Genomic DNA, 25,335 nt, shown 5'->3' on the forward strand with positions numbered 1-25,335 from the left:
CTATAGGGATAAAAAATGCCGGTTTATCTAATACTTATACCTAATCTGGGAAAAATAAGGAGGAAAGCCAATGAAGAACGTTACCATGTTTTCCAGCGATACCTGACCCTACTGTACAGCAGCGAAAGAGTTTCTTTCGCAGAACAAAATTTCTTTCCAGGAACGCAATATCAGTACGGATGAAGAAGCTTTAAATGAACTGCAGCGCCGGAACATCAGGGGCGTTCCGGCATTTATCGTGGGTGAGGAGATGGTTGTTGGTTTCAACAAGAATAAGATTATGTCTCTGTTGCATTAAGTCCCCAAGATGAAGCGGTTGCCAAACAAATATTTATAAGTTTTCACAAATAAAAACCATACCTACATGTGGACTTTATTCACTGTTAGGCATGGTTTTTGTTTATAAAAGGTTTTGTGCTTGGACAGGAATAATTTACCAGGGTATTAGTTCTTGTCGTGGGTATACTAGGATCATAAGGGTACGTAATGGTCGAGCCAAGATTTATAGATGCTTTTACAGAGCATAGATAAGTCGGCCAAAGATTATAAGAAGTGTGATAAGCGCTTTGTTTATAGTCGGAGGGAAGATTTTTTATGGTAGGGAAAGGCTTTAAGGCAGTCTGACGATTGTTTTAGGGTTCAAACTTAGCATAAAAGGTCGGGCTAAGATTTTGCAGGGTGTTGATGATCTTAGACAACCATATGTTTAATGATGTATGTCTGTGTAAGAAAATGCGCCGGTTAGATACAGCCGGAAAGTTGTATTTAGCTGGGTAGATATCCTGTCTGGTCGAACGAACCATCAGTTTAGGTAGTGACTTGCTTAGCTTTAGTCGAAAGATTAGTGTTGGGTAATCAGTGATCTATATTGGTGCAAGATAAGACCATTACGTGCTCTTATTTTAATGTCGTTCTATACAAGGCTGCGGTAAACGATGCGTTTATCCGCAGCCTTTTTCTTAGATACTAGTGTAGAGTATAAACTATCCTGAAAACATCCTCGAAAATCAATGGACCCGAAAGGCAGCTTCGCCTACAAGAGTGAAAGCATTTTATGGAAAAGGTGCTCTTTCCCTAAACGCTCAGGAGTAAGTAAATAATCAAAAACATTCCCACCGCCAGGACGGAAACGCTGAGTAAGATATTAAGGAATGAAGAAGGCTGATAAGTATTGGCGTCGATTTGGGCGTCAACTCTTTTATATTTAATATAGGCCAGAATGCTGATGAGTGAGCCGAGAGCAACCAGGAAGATTCCTATCATTGCCGAGTAGCCATGCGAAGGAGGTAAAGGAATATCCACGTTCGCTTGCTTTAAGACATAAGACATTTGTTTGAGAAACAGGGTGAAGCGCTCAACAACAAAGCCAAAGGCCATGACGGCAATGCTGGTTCTGATCCAGGCCAGGAACGTTCGCTCATTGGCCAGGTGAATACGGCGGTTGCTTGTTTGCACGGGGCGATCATCTTTAATTGATTTAGGCATCTCCAATCCTCCTTTACATCTTTGAGAAATGACTCTGTTCATCAGAAATTTATCTCCGGATATTTACATAACCTGCTTTATCCGCTGACTAATCCGCTCTAAGACTCCCGCTTCGGCAAGCGGTGAGTTAAGTAGCGGCTAAGTCCCTGGATAAGTGCGACTAAGATTCAGATGGAGTTAAAACTCCACCTGAATCAAGTCTTCTTTATATAAAGAGAAAGGCCAAGGCCATGATTACGTAGGCTGCCAATAATTGTGCGCCTTCCAGCCAATTTGAGCGGCCGTCCATGTTAATCACGGCAGTAATCACAGTTCCTAAAATGATGACAATCAGTTCATAGCTCGTAAAGAGCAAATCAAGAGGCCGGCCTATCAAGTAGCCGATAAAGACGAGTAAAGGGGCGACAAAGAGGGCAATTTGCGTGCTCGAACCAATGGCTATTTCCAGGCTTATTTCCATTTTGTTCTTTAAAGCCATCATGACGCTTGTGGAATGTTCGGCGGCATTGCCGATGATGGGGATAACGATGACCCCGATGAAGAGTTCACTGATTCCCAGAGTTTTAACGACAGGTTCGATCCCGGCAACCAAGAATTCACTTTCGATCACAACAAAAAGGGTAGCGATGAGAAGAATGAGCAGTGCTTTGAGTCTGGACCATTTCGGTGTTTCCGAGTGTTCCTGGCTGGGGCGGAAGACATCTTTATGAGTGTGAAGGGAAAAGAGCAAACTTAGCAAATATACGAGGATTAAAACGGCGGCAACGCCGAGACTCAGGGGCTCCGCCGCCGGATTGGCATGAGAATTGAGAAAGATGGCGGGAATAATCAGCCCGGTTACCGCTAAAAGCAACATGGAAGTGTGCATACCCGCCGCTGCCCGGTTGAATTTCTGGGTCTTGAACTTAAAACCGCCGATCAGCATGCTGAGCCCGAGGACAAGCAGGAGGTTGCCGATGATTGAGCCGGTGATTGAGGCTTTGACGACTTCAAGGAGGCCGGATTTCAAGGCAAAGACCGTAATGATCAATTCTGCGGCATTTCCGAAGGTGGCATTTAACAGGCCTCCGATGCTGGGGCCGACATAGATGGCAATTTCTTCAGTGGCTTTGCCCATATAGCCTGAGAGCGGAATAATGCTTAGACAGGCAAAAAGAAAAACCAAACTGGGCGAACTGTTGGTGAAGTGCAAAAAGATGCTGAGCGGGATGGCCAAAAGAAAAAAATTAAGAAACTTCACAGTTTATCCTCCTCAAATTTAAAAAACTGCACGAGGTTAATCTTAATATATGCAGCGCAGGATCTTACCAAACATTATGAAGCACTTTGCCTCCCTGTGCAACTGGCTTGTCGTGAACCGGTAGTGTCTTTGAGTGAATTTGAGTAGCCAGGTGAAATTTTATCCGCTGACTAAGATTCAGATGGAGTTAAAACTCCATCTGAATCAAGTTTTCTTTATCTGGACAGGGATATTCCTGTTGACATACAGGCTACTTCGCAATACTATATAGTTGGTACTAAGTAATAAAGAGTACTAAGGCATAAGGGGGTAATACCCATTGATAATTTAAGCGAGATGTTGAAAGGCGTCTTAGAGGGAATGATTCTTGAGATCATTGGTAACGGTGAAGTTTACGGCTATGAAATTGTGCGCCTTCTAAAGCAGCTGGGCTTTCAGGATATTGCGGAGGGTACCGTCTACACCGTATTGGTACGCCTCGAAAGGAACAAATTGGTTAATATCACCAAGAAGCCATCTGAATTGGGACCGCCGCGCAAGTTTTACACCTTAAATCAGAAAGGAAAGGAAGAACTCACATTATTTTGGGAAAAGTGGGCTTTTCTCTCCGAAAAAATTGAAAAACTGAAAGGAGTAGATTTTGAATGAGTTTAAGCAAGGAAACACAAGAAAATATCCGGCGTTTCGCGGGTGAGGAAGCCGGTAAACATTTGAGCAACGCTGAAATCAGTTATTTTGAACGCTTGGGTCGTAAAAGCGGTCAGGTAAAGGATAAACTCCTGCGCAAGATGTCAAAATTCAAGTTGACTTCCAGACAGACGTTAGAGGCAAGAGATGATTTAACGCTTTATATGAGTGACTATGTTACCGACCTGGTTGAACAAGGGCATACGGAAGAGGAAGCTTTGGCAATGGCGAAAACAGCCTTAAAAGCGGACAGCGACAGTGATCAGGCCGCAGATATACGTGACAGGTATGTGGAGTATTACCTGTCTCAGAATCCTGCTGATTATGAAGCTATAGGATTGTTTTACGGCGGATTTCTCTTTTTAGGATTAGGCTTTGGCGGGTTAATAGGCTTTGTATCCGGGGGCGGACGTGAAGCCTTCCTTAGCGGCGGCTGGCTTGATACTCTAATTGGTGTGGGCGTTGGGAGTGTTATTGGAATTGGCCTTGGGGAAATATCCCATGGGGTAATAGCCTTAATAAAAAAGAGATAAAGGGGAGGGATTGGCGTTGTATTGTGTGATTGAAGCAGAAAACCTGAAGAAAACTTTTCACACGCGGACGCGGGGACAAAGTCGGCTTGTTGAAGCGGTGCGCGGCGTAGCTTTAACAGTCAGGCGGGGAGAAATATTCGGTTTTTTGGGGCCAAATGGCGCGGGAAAAACGACCTGCCAGCGCATGTTGACTACCCTGCTTCCTATTGATAGCGGTACGGCCGCTATCGCCGGATTTGACGTAAAAAAGAAACCGCATGAAGTCCGAAAGCATATCGGATATGTCAGTCAGCTTGGGGGCGCGGATTTACCCGCGACTGGGCGGGAAAACCTTATAATGGCGGGTAAATTGTACGGTATGCAGCGGGGGGAGATTGAAAAGAAAGTCCACGAACTAAGCCACCATTTTGAACTGGATGAACTGCTTGACAGGATTGTCCGTACCTATTCGGGCGGTCAGAAACGGCGGCTGGAAATTGCCCTGAGCATTATCCATGAGCCGGATATTTTGTTCATGGACGAACCGACAACAGGCCTTGACCCGCAAAATCGGGCGAATTTTTGGGCGCATATCCGTAAACTCAAAGAAAATGGCATGACTATTTTCCTGACAACGCATTATCTTGACGAGGCTGACGAGTTGGCAGACCGGATTGCCATTATGGACTATGGAAAGATTGTCGTGGAAGGAACGCCGGCCGCCTTAAAGCGTCAAATCTCCGGTGACGTGATACAAATGAGGTTGAAAGCGGGCGGCTATGTGGTACAGGGGCTTTGGGAAGAGCTGGATTTTGTGAATGAAACACGCGAGGATGGCGAAACTGTTTTTCTGTATGTCAATGACGGGGCAAAAGCCTTGCCGGTATTGTTCGACCTGTTAAAAGAAAAACACATAGAGCTTGATACCATATCCCTATCCGAGCCTGCTTTAGACGACGTTTTTCTCAAGCAGACCGGGCGTTCGCTCCGTGACACCGGAAAGGAGGAGAGCAAATGAGATTATGGAGAGAAACAATCCTGTTTTTTAAGCGCAAATTGAGGGAAACAATCCGTCAGCCGGTTTGGCTGCTCTCGGGATTAATGACCCCGCTTTTATATATCGCTTTGTTTTCACCCTTGCTCAAAAACCTAAGTTCCCCGCCGTTGACTACCGCTGATGTACTCGATAATTTTGTTCCCGGTTTATTGACCTTGCTTGCCTTCAGCTCAGGCATGGGCGCGGGCTGGACAGTTATTTGGGAACTTCAAAGCGGGGTGATTGAAAGGCTGCGTGTAAGTCCGGTAAGCCGGTTTTCCATTATGATGGGCGGAGTGCTGAAGGATATTGTGGCGTTTCTCATACCGTCAATATTGGTAATTTTAATTTCCTCGTTTTTTGGATTCGCTGTTCATTTGTTTGGACTTTCCGTTCTCTTACTACTTCTTTGCCTTTTGACTGCCGTAGTATCCGCCTGGTCGGGAAGTCTTGGATTGATCTTCAAGGAAATTGGCGGTTTGGCTTCTGTTGTCACAAGCATACAACTACCCTTAACTTTATTGTCCGGCGTGTTGCTTCCGATGTCGTTAGCACCCGGTTGGCTGCGGGCAATAGCATATATCAATCCGATGTATTATACGGTTGAGGCGTCGAGGGCCTTATCCACCGGAATATTGGTCAGCACGGAAACAATAAAAGCCTTTGTCGTGATGGTTCCGCTTACCGTGGTTGTGCTGTGGTGGGCAACACGGATATATCATAAGGCTGTGGCCTAGACACTAATACAGTTGTTCTGCCGCCGCTTATTTATTGAGTTGAGTAAGTTGGAAAGCCGTTTAACGTAATAAAGGGGCTGCCCTGAAAACTGTCTGTGTGAAAACACAGTCCCCAAAATTCAAAGTGGTTACAACGTTCAAAAAGCGCCCTCCTTTCACTGTCAAAGTGGAGTGAGGGCGCTTTTCCATTCTCGATTATAGAGGCAAAAGTGGGGATGTAAAAAGAACATAAACAAGTTTTAGCACAGCCTTTTAAATAAAAGCGCTGGGATAAGTACCGGGTTAGAAGTTCACAAGAGTCTCATTTAAGGAAGCCATTGAGAATGGTATCTTCAGCCTCAGATTCTGAGAAACCGAGGGACATCAGCTTGATTAGCTGCTCAGACTCAATCCGGCCAATGGCCGCTTCATGAATAAGCTGAGCTTCGCTGTGATGGGCGGATATTTTCGGAGTGGACAGAACTTGGGCATTATGCATGATAATGGCGTCGCATTGAATATGGCCCCGTCCTTTGTTGCGTCCGACTAAATCAAAATAGAATTCCTGTTTGGAATTATCCTGAGCGACCGAGCGGGAGATGATCTGAGCTGAAGAATCCGCCCCTAATAGTTCAACTGTTATGCTCGATTCGGCATCTTGCTCCTTATTGGTCAGGAGTCGTTCGGTAACAATGAGTTTAGCGTTGTCCATGAGCCGGATTTGAGTGTCCCTCTTGGTGTGGTCGACTCCTTTTATCTGAATCATTTCCAGTTCGACTACGGCGCCTTCTTCGGCCTCGATAATAGTTTTAGGATTAAGTACCCGTTCGCCGGTTCCTTCGCCCTGACCGTAGTGTTTTTCCACATATTTAAGTTTTGCCCCTTTGCGGACAAAAAAGTTGTGAATACCGTCGTGTTGAGATTTGTGGTCTCCGGAATTATGAATTCCACATCCGGCGACAACCAAAACGTCGGAATACTCCCCGATTTCAAAGGTATTGTAGACGAGGTCATTGAGGTTTTCCTCGGTTAGGATAACAGGGATGTGAACGCTTTCTCCTTTGGTATAGGGTTTAACAATCACGTCAATTCCCGGTTTGCCGATTTTGGTGACAATATCGATGTTGGCCGTGGTATTTCTTTCTACTCCAACGCCATTCTTCCGAATATTGAAAGCTCCTTGGGGGACTTCATGAAGGTCTGCCACCTTCTCCAGCATAAGCTTATCCAGCGCATTGAGCATTCTGGCCGCCTCCTTTCGCACAGTTCGCACTGCAAAGACATGCGTCGTTATTGAGAATTCCCGCCAGGATTGTATCGCGTTCCGATTGGGCACTGATCGTTCCGTTAGACATAAGAATGATTTCGTCGGCCAACTCCATAATCCGTTCCTGATGCGAGATGATCACGATAGTCGTCTCATATTTTAAATGAATGTTTCTGAAAGTTTCCGCCAGCTTCTGAAAACTCCACAAATCGATTCCGGCTTCCGGTTCGTCAAACACCGCCAGCTTCAGGTTGCGGGCCAGGACAGTGGCAATTTCGATCCGCTTCATTTCTCCCCCCGAAAGGCTGGCGTCAACATCTCGGTTGAGATAATCCTGGGAACATAGGCCCACATCATAAAGGAGGTCGCAAATATTGACTTTTTCAGGGTTATGGGAGGCTGCCATCTGAAGAAGTTCCTTCACTTTAATGCCTTTAAAACGCGGTGGATTTTGAAAGGCATAGCCGATTCCCAAGCGTGCCCGTTCGCTAATGCTCAGGTTGGTGATCTCTTGTCCGTCCAGTAAAAGCTTTCCCGAGGTGGGGGTGTAAACACCCATGATGAGTTTGGCCAGGGATGATTTGCCCCCGCCGTTGGGTCCGGTGATGACATATATCTTTTTCTCATAGAATTTTAAATTAATCTCCTTGAGGATTTCGACCCCGTTACCCTCATTGAGTTCCAGAGACACGTTCTGGATTTCCAGCATTCCTATTCCTCCTTAGTACTCATCTAGGTTCCACAATAACATAATCCGACATTTTATTGTAGGGGATAAAGTAATTTATTTTTAGTAAGTGCCCTTCAATATAAAATATCTTTTCCCAATCAGCAGGAATATATTGGAGCCAGGAGAATTAAACAGGCATAGTTAATAGATCAGAGGGGGGAGGCCTGTGCTTTCTCAGACTTTTACGTTCAAATCGGGGGAAGGGACGGAGATTTTCGGCTATAAGTGGCTGCCTGAGCAAACAACCAAGGTTAAAGGCCTTGTGCAAATTGCTCATGGTATGGCGGAAACGGGAGCGCGCTATGAACGAGTTGCCGAGAAACTCACCGCTAACGGATATATTGTTTATATACATGACCACCGCGGACATGGAAAAACCGCTCAGACACTTGACAAGCTCGGCATTCTGGCTGAAACGAAAGGGTTTAAATGGCTGGTGGAGGATCTTCACCAATTGAGCGGTATGATCAGCAAAGACTATCCTGAGCTTCCTTTATTTTTATTGGGGCACAGCATGGGTTCTTTTGTAACTCAAAAATATATCATGTTGTATGGAAAGGCTTTAAAAGGAGCTATCTTATCCGGCTCCTGCGGCAAGCAGGGAATTCTTCTTTCTGCAGCGCTCTATCTGGCCAAAGCCGAAGTCAAAAAACACGGGCGGAAAGCAAGAAGTGAGAAACTAACCAAAGTGACCTTGGGAAACTATAATAAAGCTTTTAAGCCCAAAAGAACCGATTTTGACTGGCTGAGCAGGGATGCGGCGGAGGTTGACAAGTACATTCAAGATCCTTTTTGCGGGACTGTTTTCAGTGCCGGCTTTTTTGAGGATTTCCTGGGCGGGCTTAAGGACATTGAGGATAAGCGCAATCTTGCCTTGGTTCCTATAGAACTGCCGATTTATATTTTTTCAGGGGAAAAGGACCCTGTCGGCAAAAACGGCCGAGGGGTTATAAAGCTTGTTAAAACTTATCAAAAGATGGGTCTCCGCGATGTGTCTTATAAACTGTATCAAGACGGACGGCATGAGATGTTTAATGAGGTGAATCGAGACGAGGTGATAGGAGATGTTATCGCCTGGCTTGACAGACATATTGATGGATAGCGAAAGATACCTCTCTATAAAGCCTGAAAAAATAATTACAATCTACTAAAGACTTTGGCAAAAGGAAAAGGGGTACCCTTTTTGCTAAAAATAAAACTGCGGGTCCCAAAGAACTCGCAGCTAGCGTATAATTTGAGGAGCATCGCTTGCTACCTTAAAAAGTAGTTTTGCGACGCTCCCCTTTTACTGAAGGTCAATTAGCGGTTTCCGCTCTCGTAAGTCCGACATAAGCCGGGTTTTCTTTATGAAGCGATTTTTTTTATTGATTCGAAGAGATTTGTCCTAATGTTGCTTGGACGGTCTTCGTTTTTCCGTCGCGGACATAAGTTATCGATATTTTGCTGCCCACGGAGTTTTTGTAAAGTTCCCGAACAAGGTCGGAGGAACTTTGCACCTGCACGTTGTTGATTTTAGTGATGACATCTCCTTTTTCGATGCCCGCTTTGTCGGCAGGACCGTTGGGAGTGACAGTGGAGATATAAGCTCCCAGAGGCAGGTTGTTATCTTGGGCGTAAGAGAGATATTGATCGTTTACACTTACCAGAAGAGCGGGGTGGGTGGCTACGCCGGATTTAATGAGCTCTTGGATTGTCGGCAGGGCATCGGAAATAGGGATGGAGAAGCCCATTCCTTCGAAACCGGACTCGGCATATTTGGCCGAGTTAATGCCGATAACTTGTCCTTGATAATTGACAAGGGGGCCGCCGCTGTTGCCGGGATTGATGGCCGCGTCGGTTTGGATAAGGTTAAAACTGGCTTCCCCTTGGATGTCAAGGGTACGATTGGTAGCGGAAACGACGCCTGTGGTTACGGAGCGGGCAAATTCATCTCCGCCTGGATTTCCGATAGCGACTACAGGTTCTCCGACTTCAAGCTTGCTGGAATCTCCTAATTGGACCGCAGTCAGGTTTTTGGTATCGGAAATCTGCAAGACGGCCAGGTCTGTATTCGGATCGGCGCCTATAACCTTGGCCACGAGGTTTCGGCCGTCGCTTAGGCTGACCGTAATCTTTTGTGCTCCATCAATGACATGGTTATTGGTTACGATATAGCCTTTTTGGGCATCAATGATAAATCCGGAACCACTGCCGATTTCCTGCAGGTTGCCGCTGTTGCCGAGGAAGCTTTGTCCGGATTGGAAATTGGAGACGCCGACGACGGCCGGTCCGACATCTTTGGCGATTTGGGAAACCGGAGTTTCAGTCTGAGCGGTGGTGGATACCTGGGTAATCGAACTTGTTGTTTTGAGAGCTGATGCTGTACTCACAGGATTGAGCGCAGGAACTACCGCCACTGCAGTGAGGCCGCCGATGACGGCACTCATGATGCAAAGCCCTGCTGTGGCAAGAACAAATTTCCCTCGCTTGGGTTTGTTGCTTTTGGGCGGCTGCCAGGCGGGCTGAGGGTTGAAGTTTTGGTTTTCTGTCACCGGTTCCTCAGCAGATTGGATATCCTCAGGTTTAGTTAAACGGATTTCTTCATCCATGAAAATTCCTCCTAGTTTGTTAAATTATGTCGAGTCGATAGTTGTCTTTTTTAAAAGAATGCTAACGATGGGTAAGAATTATTGCACCAAAAGTGCATATTTTGCTTACTTCTCAAGGATAACTCAAATTTGTGATACAAAAAAGTACAAATTGTGAAGTTTTTCTGGAGATTAAATTGAATTAAAGATTTACAAAAGTACGGTGATTGTTTGGCAATAATTAGTTGATTTTCGCTTGCTTGGTGGTATAATATTAAGAAAATAAAACGATTGATAACTCTGCGATGGGGCTCGCTGTATGCTTTAAATAAGCGTTTGCTATACTTAAAATAGCTGATGGCTCCTACCTTTGCCTGGAAAGGCTTGGTAGGAGTTTTCTTATACCTAAATACCTAAAAACGACAAAATGCTTATATAAATGTCCTAATGTGGTTTTTCCTGCCATTATCCTTCTTTAGATTTTTCATAAAAAGCAATTTTTTATTTCCCTTATTTAAAACTAGTTGGAAGGTGTCAAATAATTAAATAAATTAATAAATAGCGTGGAAGAAAGCCAGGTCTTGAACCTCTTCCTAACTTCATATATAATATAGCTAATCAAATAACCGTGAATTTGAAATGTGTTTTCAATTTCTCTGATATTTCCGCATAAAAACATTTATTTTTGGTTGATTTAGATTAGCGTCTTATTATACCAAAACTCGGTGTTCGTGCGGATTTTTTATACTAGTCGGAAAGTATAACCTTCGCCTGTATTTCTACAAGGCCTTTCCCGTCAGGGACCCTAGGCAATTCTTGACCGGGACATAAGTGCAACTAGGCAGCCGCCTATGCAAAGCTTGGCGTCAGCCAAGTTTTCGTTATATTTAATCCTCATTGCAAGAGTTGGGTCCTCGAGCTTGTAAGCTTAGGGCTCTTACAAAGGATATACCAATTTTACAAAAAATGGAATATAATATTTAAAGAAATGAGTAAAGGCAGGGATCTATGAACAGCACGAATTTTTTAAGCAGGGAAGAAATCTACTTATTTAACCGGGGTGAATTGTATAAGTCTTATACAAAGTTTGGTGCTCATATTATTAAAGAGAATGGCCAACTGGGAACTCACTTTGCGGTCTGGGTACCTGATGCTGATGCCGTGTATGTTGTCGGGGACTTTAATGACTGGGACTCAAAGCGGACTAAGATGACTGAAATCGGAACGACGGGTGTGTGGATACTTTTTCTTCCAGGAATATTAGAGGGCTTATATAAGTTTAAAATTGAGACCAAAACAGGCACATCGTTCCTGAAGTCCGACCCTTTCGCCTTCTGTTCAGAGCTGAGACCTTTGACGGCTTCCAGGCTCTACTCTCTTGAGAGTTATCAGTGGCTGGATCAGGAATGGATTTCACGCAGAGAGACAAGTCAGCCCAAAGAGAAGCCTTTGGCGATCTATGAAGTCCATTTGGGGTCATGGCGCAGAAAAGAAGATGGAAGTTTTTATCATTGGTCTGATTTCGCTGAGGAATTGTTAAGCTATGTTGTCGGCATGGGTTATACCCATATTGAACTTTTGCCAGTCATGGAACATCCTTATGATGGTTCTTGGGGATATCAGGTAACGGGGTATTTTTCCTGCTCAAGCCGCTACGGAACTCCTCAGGGTTTTATGTATTTTGTTGATTGCTGCCATCGGGCAGGGATCGGGGTGATTCTGGACTGGGTGCCGGGGCATTTTTGCAAAGATGCTCATGGCTTGGGAAAATTTAATGGCTCGTCGGTCTACGAGAAAGATGAACATGGACAATGGGGGACTTACAATTTTGATTTTTCCAAAGCTGAGGTCTGGAGTTTCCTCATTTCCAACGCTGTTTTTTGGTTTGAAAAATTCCACATTGACGGACTCCGCGTGGATGGAGTCAGCAGTATGCTTTATCTGGATTTTGAAAAGCCGGATAAAGTATGGGAACGCAATATTCATGGGGGAAGGGAAAATCTGCAGGCTATCGCTTTTATGCAAAGATTGAATGAAGTTGTTCTTAAAGACTATCCGGGAGTTCTGATGATTGCTGAGGAATCGACAGACTGGCCATTGGTTTCTTATCCTCCCTATGTCAACGGGCTTGGTTACAATTTTAAGTGGAATATGGGTTGGATGAACGACACCCTGCGCTATATGCAATTGGAATTTTCCTGGAGGAAAGAGCATCATCAGCTTTTAAACTTTTCCCTGACTTACGCTTTCTCCGAGAATTTCGTACTTCCCCTTTCTCATGACGAGGTAGTTCATGGCAAACGCTCGCTTTTGGATAAAATGCCTGGAGACTACTGGCAAAAGTTCGCGGGGTTAAGGAACCTAGTAGGCTATTTCATGAGTCATCCGGGTAAGAAGCTGATGTTTATGGGTGGGGAATTAGCCCAATTCATAGAGTGGCGTTGTGATGCGGAACTGGATTGGCTGCTTTTGGATTATGATCTGCACCGGAAGTACCAGGAATACGTCAGAAGGATTAACAAACTCTATCGACGGGAAAAGGCGCTTTGGGAGAATGATCATGATTGGTCAGGGTTTGAATGGATTGACGCGGATAACAATGAGCAAAGTATTCTGGTCTTTTGCCGTCGGGCCAGGAATCCCCGTGATTTCCTCGTTATAGTGATCAATTTCCAGCCTGTGAGCTATGAGAATTTTCGCATAGGTGTTCCCCGCAGGGGAGTCTATCAGGAGATTTTTAATTCTGACGCTGAATTTTTTGGAGGTTCCAATCATCTTAATCAGGCACCGCTTGTGGCAGAAAAGATTAAATGGCATGACAGGACTTTTTCATTGAGAGTTAAAGTTCCACCCTTAGCAATCGTCATATTCAAACCACGGTATCAATACAAATTAAGGTGGGGTGTATCACATGTTCGACGATAAAGAAAAGTTCAAATTGGCTTATCTTACCAAGATAAGTGAGACAGAAGGGATTACTCTCGATGAAGGCTCGCTGTGGGACAAATACAAAACCTTGGTTCTATTGCTTAAAGAGAATATGAGCTTTAACCGGGCTTTAACGAAGAAGTCAACAATGTATACCAAACAAGTTTATTATTTTTCTATGGAGTTTCTGATCGGGAGACTTCTTCATTATTATCTGGTCAATATGGAAATAGAGGAACTGGTGCGGGAAGGTTTAGCAGAGCTGCATATCAATCTTGACGATTTATTACAACAGGAAGTTGATCCGGGCCTGGGCAATGGCGGTCTGGGGAGATTGGCTGCCTGCTTTTTGGACTCCATGGCCTTTTTAGGCATATCAGGGCATGGCAACGGTATGCGCTATAAATATGGGTTGTTCGAACAAAAGATAAGAAATGGCTTTCAAACCGAAGTGGCGGACAATTGGCTCAAGAATGGCTATCCCTGGGAGATACCCAGAACAGAGAAAAGTATTGTCGTAAAATTTAAAGGGACTATTCGGGCGGAATCTGTTCAAGACAAATTAATGTTTTACCATGAGCATTATGAGCCGGTTTTAGCGGTACCTTATGATATTCCCATTATGAGTTACGACAATCCGTCTAATATCAATAATTTGCGCCTGTGGAGCGCCGAACCCGTAGCCAATGAGTTGGATTTTGATTCCTTTAATCGCGGAGAGTTCGATCAGGCTGTAAGCCTGAGGTCGGAGGTTGAGGCTATCTCTTATATTCTCTACCCCGATGATAACGGTCGTTCAGGCAAGGAATTGCGACTGAAGCAGGAGTATTTTTTTGTCGCAGCGGGTTTAGGATCAATCATGCGCAGCTTCAAAAAGCGCAATATATCCTTGGGGGACTTTTCCAAGTGGGTGGCGGTTCACATCAATGATACGCATCCGGTGCTGTGTATTCCCGAATTAATGCGCATCCTGATTGATGAAGAAGGCCTGGGTTGGGATCAGGCCTGGAACATCACAGTGAATACCATCTCTTTCACGAATCATACCATTATGCCCGAGGCCTTGGAAAAATGGCCGGTTGATTTGTTCAAAAACCTTTTACCGAGAATTTACATGATCGTCGAAGAGATCGACCGGCGATTTAAAGAACGGTTAGCCAGAAGGTTTTTAGACGACTGGGAGCTCATTCACAATACCCAAATTATCAAAGACGGACAAGTTCAGATGGCCAACCTTGCCGTTATCGGCAGCTCATCGGTTAACGGGGTTGCCGCCCTGCATACCGAAATTTTGAAACATCAGGTCTTTAAAGATTACTATAGGGTTTTCAGCTATAAGTTTAATAACAAAACGAACGGTATCAACCACCGGAGATTTCTCTTAGCTGCTAATCCGGCTTTGTCTGAGCTGATTACGGAGGCGATAGGGCCTGCCTGGAAGAAAAATGCCGAAGAGCTTGAGAATCTTTTGTTTTACAAAGACAATTCCAGCTTTATTGAGAAGCTTGCCAAAGTCAAGTATCTCAATAAGTGTCAATTAGCTAAACATGTGAAAGAATCACAGGGTTTAGAGATTGATCCGCTGTCGATTTTTGATGTACAGGTTAAGAGGATACACGCTTACAAACGGCAGCTTCTTAACATTTTGAAGGTTATGCATTTATATAATCAGGTCAAGAACGATCCTCAATCCGTACGTGACCCGCAGACCTTTATCTTCGGAGGAAAAGCGGCACCCGGATATCACTATGCCAAAACGATTATTAAGCTTATCAATACCTTGGCCAACAAAATCAATAAAGATCCGGAAGTTAAGCAAAAACTGAAGGTTGTCTTTTTGGAGAACTTTAATGTTTCTCTTGGCGAACTGATCTACCCGGCGGCCGATATCAGCGAACAGATCTCTACGGCCAGTAAAGAAGCATCGGGTACGGGAAATATGAAATTTATGGTGAATGGCGCGGTTACAATTGGAACGTTGGATGGAGCGAATGTAGAAATTAAAGAGGCTGTAGGAGAGGAGAATATTTTTATCTTTGGACTTACGGCGGAGGAAGTTTTGCGCTATTCACGCGAAGGGGGGTATAAATCCTTAGATCAATACTACTCCAATCAGAGCCTGAGACTGTGTGTCGACCAATTAGTCAACGGATTTTTTGAAACCGCCGGCGAGGAGTTTCGGGTAATTTTTGACTCACTGCTGCTTTACAATGACGACTATTTTGTCTTAAAGGATTTTAATGCTTACCTAGAAGCTTACCAAAAACTTCAAGATTCATACGCCCAGCAAGATATTTGGCATAGAACATCTTTGGTCAATATTGCTAAGGCGGGCATTTTTTCGAGTGATCGCAGTATCAAAGAATATGCCAATCAGATTTGGAAAACTAATTTTCGCCGTTTTGATTCTCATTTTCCAGATAAGCGTTTTAAAAATAAACTTGGAACCAAATAGTTCAGTAGGTGGTGACAGGCGGAAAGGAAGGTGAAAAAGTATGCATAAACAAGAGTGTATTGCAATGCTTTTGGCGGGGGGACAAGGAAGCAGGCTAGGCAGTCTGACTCGCAATATAGCCAAGCCTGCGGTCTCATTTTGCGGGAAATACCGAATTATTGACTTTAGTTTGAGTAATTGTGCAAATTCTAACATCAATACCGTCGGGGTCCTCACTCAGTACAAACCGTTCTTGCTCAACTCGTATATTGGGTTGGGTTCGGCCTGGAACTTAGATAGCCCTTATGGCGGTGTGCATATTTTACCTCCTTATATTGGAGAACACGAATTAAGCTGGTATAAAGGAACGGCCAATGCCATCTTTCAGAACTTGAATTTTATTAATTTCTATGATCCTGATTATGTGCTCATTATTTCGGGGGATCACATTTATAAAATGAATTACCTTACAATGCTGAATTATCATAAGGAAAAAGGATCGGAGATAACGATCTCGACGATTGAAGTTCCCTGGGAGGAGGCTTCCCGGTTTGGCATTGTGACGAGTGATGAAGACGGTAAAATCACCAAGTTCAGGGAGAAACCGTCCAACCCGGACAGCAATTTGGCATCGATGGGAATCTATATTTTCAATTGGCCGACTCTTAAAAAAGCGCTGCTTGATGATGCTCAGGATGAGTTATCGGAAAATGATTTTGGGAAAAATATTATCCCTAAACAAATAGAACTGGGAAGAAAACTCTACGCCTTTAAATTCCAGGGTTATTGGCGGGATGTGGGTACCATAGAAAGCTATTACAATGCCAACATGGAGTTTCTGGAAAGAGAGGAGGCTATCAATCTCTTTGATCCTGCCCAAAGGGTATTTTCCAATGAAGATATTTTGCCCCCGCAGTATATTGGTCCGGCAGCTAGGATTCAAAACAGTTTAATCAGTAATGGCTGCGTGGTTCTGGGAGAGGTCAGCCATTCGATTTTAGCTCCCGGTGTCGTTGTCGAGGGAGGGGCAACCGTCAAGAACTCTATTTTATTGCCCCACGCCAGGATAGGCAGTCATTCGACGGTTAATAAAACAATTGTCGGCGAAAATGCGAAAATAATGAGCAGCTGCTTGGTGGGCCTGGAAACAGATTCTGCCGCACACCAGGCGGGGATTACCGTCATCGAAGATCACTATGTCTTGGGAGAAGGGTTGGTCATCCAAGCAGGCAGTAATCTGTGTTCGGCTCGTTAAACGGGAGGGAGGGCGACGGATGTATAACGCAATTGGTATCCTGTTTGCAAATAACGGTTCTGACAGTTTGCGGGGTTTAACTTTCGAAAGGTCGATAGCGGCGGTTCCTTTTGGCGGGCGCTATCGCTTACTGGACTTTGCCCTGTCCAGTATGGTCAATTCCGGCTTATGGACCATTGGCTTGATTACTCCTCGCTATTACAGATCGATGCTCGATCATTTGGGGGCCGGGAAGGATTGGTTTCTTGATCGTAAATCGGGGGGCTTGTTTATTCTACCCGGGGCGATTCATGGATTATCCGGTGAAAACGGTAAATTTCACTTGAAAGATTTGCAGCTTAATATTGAATATCTGCAAAAAGACTCATCGGAAAATATTGTTATCAGTGGATGCAATCATGTTTTTAACATTAACTACAAAGGCTATTTGGAAAATCATCAAAAGAATCAAGCAGATGTTACTCTAATTTATAAAGAGAGCGCGGATTCTTCCACCATGACCGGAAAAGAGCGTCTTGTTCTGGGAAATCATCAAGAGATCCTGAATATTCACAGAGATGAAGCAACAAGTCCGGCGGGACAAGTCCAAAATTATTTTATCGATATGCTCATTATTCGCCGGAAGCTTCTTCTGAAAATTGTCGAAGGATACCGCTCCATGGAAGCAACCAATCTAATAGACGCTATTCGAGAAAACATCGGCTCGCTTAAAATTTTCGGGGCGCCTTTTAACGGATATTTTGGAACGCTGAATTCAGTGAAGGATTACTTTGAACGGAGCATGGAATTGCTCAATCCGGCAATTCGCGGGGAAGTCCTCATGGGTCATGATCGGATTCATACTAAAGTTGTGGACAATCCTCCCACCAAATACGGTAATCAGGCTAAAGCTTCGGATTCTTTAATTTCCAGTGGGTGTGTCATTGAAGGAGAGGTGAATAATTCGATCCTATCTCGTGGAGTGATTGTGGAACGGGGGGCCACGATCAACAACTGCATTATCATGCAGAAATGCAGGATTTCGGCTAATACTAGCTTGGATTATGTCATTCTTGACAAATTTGTGAAAGTCCATGCCGGAAATGTCCTCAAAGGAAACCAGAATACTCCCTTGGTCGTACTAAAAGGTGCCTTGGTTTAAGATTGAGAAAAGAGGGGTAAGATGAGAATTGTATTTGCAATTGCGGAGGCGGACCCTTTTGTCAAGACGGGTGGCTTGGGTGAGGTTGGCGGTTCGTTGCCCGGTGCCTTGCAGAGACAGGGTGCGGATGTTCGCGTCATTATGCCGAAGTATAGTGTTATCCCCGAAGATTTTCGGCAAAGGCTGGAACATATTAATCAATTTTTTGTCCCTGTGGGCTGGCGCAGACAGTATTGCGGGCTGGAAGAATTAATTTATAACGGGATTCGTTACTATTTCCTCGACAATGAGTATTATTTTAAGCGGCCCAAAATTTACGGAGATTATGACGAGGCGGAACAATATGCCTTCTTTTCTCGGGCAGTGTTGGAAAGTCTCGTTCATCTGCCTGAATTTAAGCCGGATATCCTTCATTGCCATGATTGGCATACGGCTTTGGTGCCTTTGCTGAAAAATGAGTTTTACGCTAAAGAACCCCTTTATTATTCCCTCAAGACTGTGCTTACGATTCATAATCTTAAATACCAGGGGATTTTTCCCAGAGAGGTTCTTACAGATGTAATTGGGTTGAGGGAAACACTTTTTACCGAGGATGCTTTGGAATTCCACGGTGCGGTTAATTTTATGAAAGCCGGTCTTCTCTATGCTGACTGGATTACGACGGTGAGTCCGACCTATGCTCAGGAAATACAGTATTCTTTCTACGGAGAGAAACTCGAAGGGGTTTTGCAAAAACGCAGGGAGTCTTTAACCGGCATTCTTAACGGCATAGACTATGAGGTTTATAACCCTTATTTAGACCCTTGCATTGTGTCTCCTTATGGGACCTCTTCCCAGGCCAGAGAAAACAACAAAAATGACTTGCAGAGAATTTTAGGGCTTCCAGTGCGGGCTGACCTTCCGGTTCTGGGGATGGTAAGCCGTTTGGTTGATCAGAAAGGGCTTGATTTGCTCAGCTTCGTTATGGAAGAGATTCTTATGCTTGATGTGCAAATGGTTATCCTGGGAACGGGAGACCAACAGTATGAGGAGGTACTGCAGGGGTTTGCCGATAAATATCCGGCAAAGTTCGCCTTCCGAAGGGAATTTAACGATGAACTGGCGCATAAAATTTATGCTGGAATTGACATGTTATTGATGCCTTCACGCTTTGAACCCTGTGGCATATCCCAAATGATTGCCATGCGTTATGGAGTAATTCCAATTGTGCGGGAAACGGGAGGTTTAAAAGATACGGTGATTCCCTATAATGAATATACAGGTGAAGGCAATGGCTTTAGCTTCGCTAATTACAATGCTCATGAATTGCTGTTTACAATTCAGCGAGCTGTAAGGCTCTACAACTCGGATAAATCTGCTTGGACTAAATTGCAAAACAGCGCCTTGAATCGGAACTTCAGTTGGAATTCATCAGCCGATGCTTATATAAAAATCTATAAGTCATTGCTTTAAAGAGAATTTTTCATCAGTGCAACTAGGCAGCTGGCTTTGCTCTGAATTTTTCTAGCCTGACGATGTTGAAAAGTGTTGGAGATTAAACTGTAGGAGAGTAACAATGGGATTTTCCGCGTATCATGACTCTCATGATTTGGCTTATCGCAGTCCTTTTGGAGCAGTCCCCTGTGGGCAAAGGATCTTGTTTCGCCTTGAAATATATTCGGCGGACTCGGTGGAAGGCTGTTTTTTACGTATTTGGGAGAGAGATAAAGAACAATTAATTCCCATGATTGTCCAAACGGAGATTACGGGACAAGGGACAGGAGAGGAAACAGTTCCAGGCGCTGCAGACGGACATGCCCTCCAATCCTCTGAACAGAAAATCCTCTTTGCAACGGAGTATCAAGCCCCGCAAGATCCTGGCCTTGTCTGGTATTATTTCAGGATTTCCGCAGGAGGTCAGGAATTTTATTACGGTAATAATAATGACTGCTGGGGCGGGGAGGGAAGGCTTGGGGAAAAAGAGCCTTCCTCTTATCAGGTGACTGTCTACGATCCTGTGGAAATTCCTGCCTGGTACCAGAGGGGAATCATGTATCAGATCTATGTAGACCGGTTTTATTACGCTCAGCAAAACGGTTCCCCTCTTTATTCCAGAAAAAACACCCTTTGGCACACTAATTGGTATGACAGTCCAGTTTATATCAAAGATGAAAAAGGAAGGGTGACTGATTGGGATTTTTTTGGCGGCAATTTGTTAGGAGTTATAGAAAAGCTGCCTTATCTCAAGGAATTAGGCATAAGCCTGATCTATTTCAACCCGATTTTTGAAGCAGTGAGTAATCACAAATATGATACGGCAGATTATCAACGCATCGATCCCATGTACGGAGACGAAAAGCTTTTCGAGCGGTTGGTGAAGGAAGCAAAACAATATGGGATTGCCGTCATCTTGGATGGCGTCTTCAGTCATACCGGGAGTGACAGCATCTACTTTAACCGTTACGGTACTTATCCCGGCTTGGGGGCCTATCAGTCGGCAGACTCTTCCTATTACAAGTGGTATCAATTCAAACCCCATACTCAGGAGTATAAATCCTGGTGGAATGTTGAAGATTTGCCGGAAGTGAATAAATTAGAGCCTTCCTATCAAGAATTTTTATTCAGTGCTGAGAGGGGAATTGTTCCCCAGTGGATGAAAAAAGGAATTGCCGGTTGGCGGCTGGATGTTGCCGACGAGCTTCCGGATGAATTTATCCGGAAACTCAGACAAACAATCAAAACAATCAATGGGGAAGCGGTTTTGATCGGAGAAGTATGGGAAGATGCCTCCAATAAGCAGAGCTATGGCAAACTGCGCCAGTATTTTTGGGGTCATGAGTTGGACGCAACTATGAATTACCCATTTCGGGAGATTTTTCTCCGTTTTCTTCTCGGGCAGGCGGGTTCCAATTTAGTCCATCAACGGGTCATGAGCTTGTACGAAAATTACCCCCGGGAGAACTTCTATGGGGCCATGAATATCATTGGCAGTCACGATCGGGAACGAATTTTAACCCTTTTAGGAGAAGCTCCTTCTGAAGAAGATTTGCCGGAAAGCGGGAGGCGGACTTTTAAGCTTCCTCCTCAAGCCCGTGAGCTGGCAGTGCAAAGGCTGAAGCTTATCAGCCTGATCCAAATGACATTTCCCGGTGTGCCCTGCGTCTATTACGGTGATGAAGCGGGAGTAGAAGGGTACAGCGATCCTTATAATCGCGGAACATACCCCTGGGGGCGGGAAGACAAAGAAATTCTGGCCTGGTATAAAAGGATTATCAGGCTGCGCCTGGAGTATGAAAGCTTACAGTCAGGAGATTTCCAGTCCTTTTGTCCGGAACCTGATTGTTATGGATTTAGGCGTTCGGGTAAAGACGAGGAAATTCTAGTCTTGATTAATCGTCATAAGACACAAACTAAGGAAATTACTTTGCCTCGGAATTGGCGCTATAGTCTGGCTCAGAGTCCTTTAATCATTAATTTGCTGGACGGAGAGACTCTCAGTGAGCCAAAGATGCTAACTGTTCCAAGTACTATGGGTTTCCAGGGCCTGCCAGATCCCCAAATGGCTCAATGTGCCCAGGGTACCCGAGGTACTCAGGATACTCCAAACACCCGGACATTTAAGCTAAATCCTTTGTCCGCTCAAGTTCTGTTAAACAGGTATCGTCAATTTTCATTTCCACGTCAGGACCTTTCCCGCTCTTGTGGAGTGTTAATGCATCTTAGTTCATTGCCTTCGAAACTGGGAATGGGGGGATTAGGGCCGGAGGCTTATCGCTTTATTGATTGTTTAGTTGACTGCGGGCAATCTCTGTGGCAAGTACTTCCCTTAAATCCAGTGGGGTTGGGAGGTTCTCCTTATCAGAGCGATTCTGCTTTTGCCGGGAACCTAAGGCTGATTAGCTTGGAAAATTTAGTCCAGGAAGGACTTTTGCGAGCAGATTGGCTGGAAACCTTATCCGGAGAGCTGCTGATGCCTGAGCTGTTTAAGGAAATTTGTCTTCGCCAAGCTTATGATGCTTTTCTGGCTCAAATTCAAGATGAAGAGTTGAATAAATCTCTGCCAAAGTCCAACTATCTTTCCCGCCGGAACTATTTAAACTTTCAAAAGGATAACCGGGAGTGGCTGGAGGATTACGCCTTATACCGGGCCCTGAAAGTCTATTTTGGAGATACGGCGTGGTACGATTGGGAGCCGGGTCTTGCCCTGCGCAACTCTGATACACTGGCTGAGTATTCGCGGCAGCTTGCGCAAGAAATGGAATTTAATCGCTTTGTTCAATATACTTTTTATTATCAATGGCAAGAGCTTCGCCGATATGCTTTAGCAAAGCAGATTAAATTGATAGGGGATATCCCGCTTTTTGTAGCAGGCGATAGCTGCGACGTTTGGGTTAATCGCAGGTTTTTTAAGCTGGAGGAGTCCGGAAAACCTGCTAAAGTAGCCGGAGTACCTCCCGATTATTTTAGCAAGACCGGCCAGTTGTGGGGAAATCCGGTCTATGACTGGGACCTCTTGGCTGCGGAAGACTATATCTGGTGGAAGCAACGGATAAAACTTGCTTTAGGGCTCTTTGATTACGTTCGCCTGGATCATTTTCGCGGTTTTGAGGCTTATTGGGAGCTTGATGCCAGGGAAAAGACAGCGGTCAACGGCCGCTGGATGAAAGGGCCGGGGAAACGCTTTTTTGAAAGCCTGGCGGAGGAATTTGGCAGGCTGCCTTTTATTGCCGAGGATTTGGGGATCATTACGACGGAAGTTAACGTTCTGAAAAGGATTTTTGGTTTCCCGGGTATGAAAGTTCTTCAGTTCACCTCCATTGCAGAAATGACTGCAGGCGACAAGGATATCGTCTATTACTCGGGAACTCACGACAACGATACTTTACTAGGTTGGTACAGATCCACGATTTTTACAAACCAAGAGGAACCTGAGGATGGGCAGGGAGTGTCGGAGGAACAATCAGCACAGCAACCGGAACGCCGAACAGAAAAGGCAAAAAAGGCTTGCCGGAAGCTTATTGAAGATTTGTATCTGAGCGAAGCCGCTTGGGTCATTACTCCGCTGCAAGACATTTTAGGCCTGGATACTGAGGCCCGAATGAACGTTCCCGGAACCGTTGCGGGAAACTGGCAATGGAAGCTGGATGAGAAGCTGCTGACAGCAGAGGTGAAAGATTGGCTGCGTTCCTTAGCAAAAGTATCCCAAAGGCTGTCGCCAGGAAACTCTTGACTCTTACCTTTGGTTAGCCTTTATCATGATTCTTGAGGTGAGAAGACATGCAATTCACGGTGAAAGAAATTGCCAACTTAACAGGAACAACTGTAAAGACCCTCCATCATTATCATAAAATCGGTTTGCTAATGCCTTGTGAAATCAGCGGGTCCGGGTATCGTCTTTATGGGATGAAGGAGTTGGAACGCTTGCAGCAAATTTTATTTTACCGTGAACTTGATTTTTCCCTCAAGGATATTAAGAAGGCGCTGGAGGATGAACCGAGTCGACTGGAGTGTTTAAGAAAACAGCATGAGCTGCTTGATGCGCGCAGGCAGCGCTTGGACTGTTTGTTTAAAACTTTGGCAGAGTCCATTGACTGCGCCGGGAAAGGGGAAATCATGGACAAAACAGCAATGTTTCAAGGGCTTAAGCACGAAGAATGGGAAAAGGCGCTTGCGGAGCAAAATGATTATCTCAAAGAAAAATATGGTTATGACATGATAAAAGACCGGGGAATTCAAGTGGAAGAGTTAAATGATAAAGCCCAAGAGGCTCAGTGGTTTTTAAAGAGCGTTTGCGCTGCTCTTCAAAATCGTTGGCCCGCAACAGATCAAAGGTTATATAATCTGTTGGAAGAACATCTGGATTTTTTGAACGGACATGGCCAGGAAATTGATAAAAGGGCCTTCGCCGGTCAGACCAGATTCTTTTTGGAAGATGAATTTCACAGAAATATGCTGGAGAGCATGCAATTAGGGCTTAGCTACTATCTCTGTTTCGCGGCGGAGACCTTTGCTGCTCTAAACTAACTAGGTATAAAATTTAGACATCAACTTAAAGGGGCTCTATAGCCAAAATTTAGCTAACTCTGTTTTACAGGGCCTTTTTCGTTTGATATTCATTTTGGAAGGACACAATCCTATTAGGGAAAAGAATTATTTTACAAATGAGCAGGTACAACAATTAAATATGAATCCATACGTTAAAAAAGCAAGCAATAAAACTATTACATATTCCGATGATTTTAAGATCACATTTACCAAAAAATATTTAGAAGGCAATCCACCATCCGTTATTCTCAGGGAAATGGGGTTTAATCCACATATACGGGGTAAAAAGCGCATTGAGAGATTTATGGGAAATATATAAATATAAAGCTCGAGGAGACGATTTTAGCGATCAGAGAGGTGTTAATTCGGGATGTCTTTCACTTAAAGAAGAATTGACTGATAAAGAACGAATAGTAAGATTAGAAACAAAATAAAACACCTTAAACAAGAGAATGAGTTTTTAAAAATCGAATTTCTTGACAAGAAAGCCACCCTAGTAATGCGGCAGAAGCAGCACCGGAAGAAAAGTTCAACGTCATCCGAGAAATGACACTGCGGGACAATAATGAACTTAATATTTCTTGGTTGTGTGGAATTGCAGGCGTATCCAGGTCAGGTTATTATAGATGATTAACTACAGAAAATAAACGACAGCAACGTTGTGAACATGACCGAGAAGATTTTGAGCTTATCCTTGAAGCGTATCGTTTCCGTGGATATGATACTACATGTGTCTTCTACATATAAGAGTTCGCATGAACTAGAAGAAAATCAGCAGACTGATGAGAAAATTCAGCCCGTTCTGAATTCATCGAGGCTATCACCGTAGTGCCTTACATAGTTAGGAACTTGCAAACTGCACATATATTCGTTGAAGATATCCAATGATTTCATTAACTTTTCCATAAGTTAATAGATATGAGTTTTAAATAAAAGTACTGGAAATTGTATCCGCAGGGATACAATAACCCAGTGCTTTTGTCATATTTTGATTTATAATGCTCCTTTTTCTAACTTTCTATTTTATAGGGTCCATTTTATTTTGAGACAGCCTCTTGATAAATATCAAAGAAACTAGATTTTGCAAGGGCTTAAAAGTAATTTTGAGGAATATAATACTAAGTTGCATATAACATATTAGATACTATCCAATCCCAACCTGTAATACTCCGAACTCTTAGAGGATCATTTTCTAAACTTACCAGTGTATCGCACAACCGCAACTCAACGTGTTTTAGGGTGTTAAACAACTCATTACGAAATCCTTTTTCTCGAACTTCATCCCAAATCTGTTCGACCGGATTAAGTTCCGG

At 44.2% G+C, this 25,335-nt stretch carries 19 protein-coding genes and 1 pseudogene; 14 read left to right on the forward strand and 6 right to left on the reverse strand.

Annotated elements, in window-relative coordinates; all coding sequences use genetic code 11:
- Positions 1 to 70 precede the first annotated feature (70 nt).
- Positions 71 to 298: a glutaredoxin family protein gene (locus REC12_RS08760; RefSeq protein ID WP_308893666.1), complete on the forward strand. Its 228-nt coding sequence runs from the start codon at positions 71 to 73 to the stop codon at positions 296 to 298.
- A gap of 776 nt (positions 299 to 1,074) precedes the next feature.
- Here the strand turns inward: REC12_RS08760 and REC12_RS08765 are convergent.
- Entirely contained in the window at positions 1,075 to 1,485 is a 411-nt protein-coding gene (locus tag REC12_RS08765; protein ID WP_308893667.1) for a YidH family protein, read from the reverse strand.
- Between the two features lie 205 nt (positions 1,486 to 1,690).
- Positions 1,691 to 2,725 (reverse strand): calcium/proton exchanger, encoded by a 1,035-nt coding sequence (cax, locus tag REC12_RS08770; RefSeq protein ID WP_308893668.1) that lies wholly within the window; start codon positions 2,723 to 2,725, stop codon positions 1,691 to 1,693.
- A gap of 360 nt (positions 2,726 to 3,085) precedes the next feature.
- Here cax and REC12_RS08775 point away from each other — a divergent pair, with 360 nt between their 5' ends.
- Genes REC12_RS08775 through REC12_RS08790 form a run of 4 tightly spaced genes read left to right on the forward strand, consistent with a single transcriptional unit; the run spans position 3,086 to position 5,697 of the window.
- The gene (locus tag REC12_RS08775) at positions 3,086 to 3,373 is read left to right on the forward strand and encodes a PadR family transcriptional regulator (protein WP_510167165.1); all 288 of its coding nucleotides are present in this window, start codon (positions 3,086 to 3,088) and stop codon (positions 3,371 to 3,373) included.
- A complete protein-coding gene (locus REC12_RS08780) occupies positions 3,370 to 3,945 on the forward strand; it encodes a hypothetical protein (protein ID WP_308893669.1) in 576 nt (191 codons plus the stop codon). Before REC12_RS08775 ends, REC12_RS08780 begins: the two co-directional genes overlap by 4 nt.
- A gap of 25 nt (positions 3,946 to 3,970) precedes the next feature.
- A complete protein-coding gene (locus tag REC12_RS08785; protein WP_308893696.1) occupies positions 3,971 to 4,942 on the forward strand; it encodes an ATP-binding cassette domain-containing protein in 972 nt (323 codons plus the stop codon).
- Positions 4,939 to 5,697: an ABC transporter permease gene (locus tag REC12_RS08790; RefSeq protein WP_308893670.1), complete on the forward strand. Its 759-nt coding sequence runs from the start codon at positions 4,939 to 4,941 to the stop codon at positions 5,695 to 5,697. Before REC12_RS08785 ends, REC12_RS08790 begins: the two co-directional genes overlap by 4 nt.
- Positions 5,698 to 5,998: 301 nt before the next feature.
- Here REC12_RS08790 and REC12_RS08795 read toward each other — a convergent pair whose 3' ends face one another.
- Positions 5,999 to 6,919, reverse strand: coding sequence for a SufB/SufD family protein (locus tag REC12_RS08795; protein WP_308893671.1), 921 nt, complete (start codon positions 6,917 to 6,919; stop codon positions 5,999 to 6,001).
- Positions 6,900 to 7,652, reverse strand: a complete 753-nt coding sequence (locus tag REC12_RS08800) for an ABC transporter ATP-binding protein (RefSeq protein ID WP_308893673.1) — start codon at positions 7,650 to 7,652, stop codon at positions 6,900 to 6,902. The genes REC12_RS08795 and REC12_RS08800 overlap by 20 nt, the downstream gene beginning before the upstream one ends.
- Before the next feature lie 187 nt (positions 7,653 to 7,839).
- Between REC12_RS08800 and REC12_RS08805 the strand changes: the two genes are divergently transcribed.
- Positions 7,840 to 8,775: an alpha/beta hydrolase gene (locus tag REC12_RS08805; RefSeq protein WP_308893675.1), complete on the forward strand. Its 936-nt coding sequence runs from the start codon at positions 7,840 to 7,842 to the stop codon at positions 8,773 to 8,775.
- Between the two features lie 259 nt (positions 8,776 to 9,034).
- On the opposite strand, the gene REC12_RS08810 is transcribed toward REC12_RS08805, so the two are convergent.
- Positions 9,035 to 10,261 carry a S1C family serine protease gene (locus REC12_RS08810; protein WP_308893676.1) on the reverse strand — a complete coding sequence of 409 codons (1,227 nt, stop codon included), beginning with the start codon at positions 10,259 to 10,261 and terminating at the stop codon, positions 9,035 to 9,037.
- 987 nt (positions 10,262 to 11,248) lie between these two features.
- On the opposite strand from REC12_RS08810, the gene glgB reads away from it, so the two are divergent.
- From glgB to REC12_RS26470, 8 genes are all read left to right on the forward strand, one after another.
- Positions 11,249 to 13,165: a 1,4-alpha-glucan branching protein GlgB gene (gene glgB / locus REC12_RS08815; protein ID WP_308893678.1), complete on the forward strand. Its 1,917-nt coding sequence runs from the start codon at positions 11,249 to 11,251 to the stop codon at positions 13,163 to 13,165.
- Positions 13,152 to 15,623: a glycogen/starch/alpha-glucan phosphorylase gene (locus REC12_RS08820; RefSeq protein WP_308893680.1), complete on the forward strand. Its 2,472-nt coding sequence runs from the start codon at positions 13,152 to 13,154 to the stop codon at positions 15,621 to 15,623. The genes glgB and REC12_RS08820 overlap by 14 nt, the downstream gene beginning before the upstream one ends.
- A 40-nt stretch (positions 15,624 to 15,663) precedes the next feature.
- A complete protein-coding gene (locus REC12_RS08825) occupies positions 15,664 to 16,857 on the forward strand; it encodes a glucose-1-phosphate adenylyltransferase (RefSeq protein WP_308893681.1) in 1,194 nt (397 codons plus the stop codon).
- A 19-nt stretch (positions 16,858 to 16,876) separates the two neighbouring features.
- Complete coding sequence (glgD, locus tag REC12_RS08830) at positions 16,877 to 17,998, forward strand: glucose-1-phosphate adenylyltransferase subunit GlgD (protein ID WP_308893682.1); 1,122 nt, start codon at positions 16,877 to 16,879, stop codon at positions 17,996 to 17,998.
- A gap of 21 nt (positions 17,999 to 18,019) precedes the next feature.
- The gene (gene glgA / locus REC12_RS08835; protein WP_308893684.1) at positions 18,020 to 19,450 is read left to right on the forward strand and encodes a glycogen synthase GlgA; all 1,431 of its coding nucleotides are present in this window, start codon (positions 18,020 to 18,022) and stop codon (positions 19,448 to 19,450) included.
- 103 nt (positions 19,451 to 19,553) lie between these two features.
- Positions 19,554 to 23,207, forward strand: a complete 3,654-nt coding sequence (locus REC12_RS08840) for a bifunctional glycogen debranching protein GlgX/4-alpha-glucanotransferase (protein WP_308893685.1) — start codon at positions 19,554 to 19,556, stop codon at positions 23,205 to 23,207.
- A 47-nt stretch (positions 23,208 to 23,254) separates the two neighbouring features.
- Positions 23,255 to 24,001, forward strand: a complete 747-nt coding sequence (locus REC12_RS08845; protein WP_308893687.1) for a MerR family transcriptional regulator — start codon at positions 23,255 to 23,257, stop codon at positions 23,999 to 24,001.
- A gap of 94 nt (positions 24,002 to 24,095) precedes the next feature.
- Entirely contained in the window at positions 24,096 to 24,341 is a 246-nt protein-coding gene (locus REC12_RS26470) for an HTH domain-containing protein (RefSeq protein WP_374214192.1), read from the forward strand.
- A 799-nt stretch (positions 24,342 to 25,140) separates the two neighbouring features.
- Here the strand turns inward: REC12_RS26470 and REC12_RS08850 are convergent.
- Positions 25,141 to 25,335, reverse strand: a pseudogene (locus tag REC12_RS08850) (hypothetical protein); the annotation flags it as partial.

Source organism: Candidatus Desulfosporosinus nitrosoreducens (assembly GCF_030954495.1).
In the GTDB taxonomy this organism is placed as follows: Bacteria; Bacillota; Desulfitobacteriia; order Desulfitobacteriales; family Desulfitobacteriaceae; genus Desulfosporosinus; species Desulfosporosinus nitrosoreducens.